Source organism: Streptomyces sp. UH6 (assembly GCF_013421635.1).
GTDB classification, from domain to species: domain Bacteria; phylum Actinomycetota; class Actinomycetes; order Streptomycetales; family Streptomycetaceae; genus Streptomyces; species Streptomyces abyssomicinicus.
Window position 1 is genome coordinate 1 of the sequence record NZ_JACADT010001221.1, and the last position, 1458, is coordinate 1458.

The 1458-nt window shown below is 74.5% G+C and carries 1 protein-coding gene; it reads left to right on the plus strand.

The window, feature by feature from the left end; translation table 11 throughout:
• Positions 1–101 precede the first annotated feature (101 nt).
• The coding region (locus HW445_RS30760) for an MBL fold metallo-hydrolase (protein WP_180224071.1) at positions 102–1458 on the plus strand (1357 nt) is incomplete at its 3' end.

Genomic DNA, 1458 nt, shown 5'->3' on the forward strand with positions numbered 1-1458 from the left:
GCGCGGGAGCGGTCGCACCCCTACCGAGATACCCCCCTAGGTATGTTACGGTGGCCACGGAGACAATACCCGGGGGGGTAATTCGCGAAGGAGTGCGTTCCATGTTCTTCGCCGACGTCCTGGAGACGCAGGGGCTGGGCAACCGGAGCTACCTGGCGGGCGGGGCGCGGGCCGCCGTCGTGGTGGACCCGCCCCGGGACATCGACCGCCTGGTCGAGGCGGCCGCCCGGCGCGGCGTCCGGATCGTCGCGGTGGCCGAGACCCATGTGCACAACGACTACGTGACCGGCGGACTGCAGCTGGCCCGGCTGACCGGTGCACGGTACCTGGTCCCGGCCGCCGCCTCCGTCTCCTACGACCGGGTCCCGGTCTCCGACGGCGACGTGGAGGACATCGACGAGGGGCTGACCCTCCGCGCCGTCGCGACCCCCGGCCACACCCCGCACCACATCTCCTACGTGCTGGAGGAGGACGGCCGCGCCGTCGCCGCCTTCACCGGCGGGTCGCTGCTGATCGGCGGTGTCGGCCGCCCCGACCTGGTGGAACCCCGCCTGACCGAGCGGCTGGCCCGCGCCCAGCACGCATCCGCCCACCGGCTCGCCGCCGAGCTGGGTGACGACGTCGCGGTGATGCCCACGCACGGCTTCGGCAGCTTCTGCTCCTCCGGCCGGGCCGGCGGGGAGCGCAGCACCATCGGCGCCGAGAAGAGCTCCAACCCGGCGCTCCTCCAGGACGTGGACGAGTTCGTCGGGCAGATGCTGGCCGGCCTGGACGACGTCCCCGCCTACTACGCCCACATGGGTCCGGCCAACGCCTCCGGCCCCGGGCCCATCGACCTGACGCCCCCGCGACGGGCGGACGCCGGGGAGATCGCGGGCCGGCTGGCCGCCGGCGAGTGGGTCGTGGACCTGCGCAGCCGGGTGGCGTTCTCGGAGGGGCACGTGGCCGGCTCGTTCAACTTCGAGCTCGACGGGCAGCTCGCCACCTACCTGGCGTGGACGATCCCGTGGGGCAAGCCGGTCACCCTGCTGGGCGCGAGCGCCGAGGAGGTGACCCGCGCGCAGCGTGAACTGGCCCGGGTGGGCATCGACCGCCCCGCCGCGGCGGCCGTCGGCTCCCCCGCCGACTGGCTCCGCCCGGGAGAGCGGCCGTCGTCGTTCCCCCGCGGCACCTTCGCCGACCTGGCCGCCGCCCTCTCGGCAGACGAGCGGGTGGTCGTGCTGGACGTGCGCCGGGACGGGGAACGGTCGGCCGGATGGATCGAGGAGAGTGTCCACATCCCGATCCACCGGATCCACCAGCGGCTGGACGAGGTCCCCGACGGCACCGTCTGGGTGCACTGCGCGGGCGGTATGCGCGCTGCCGTCGCGGCCTCGATGCTGGACGCCGCAGGTCGGCGTGTGGTCGCGATCGACGACGGCTACGCGGCGGCGGCCGAGGCGGGCCTCGCGCTCGTCA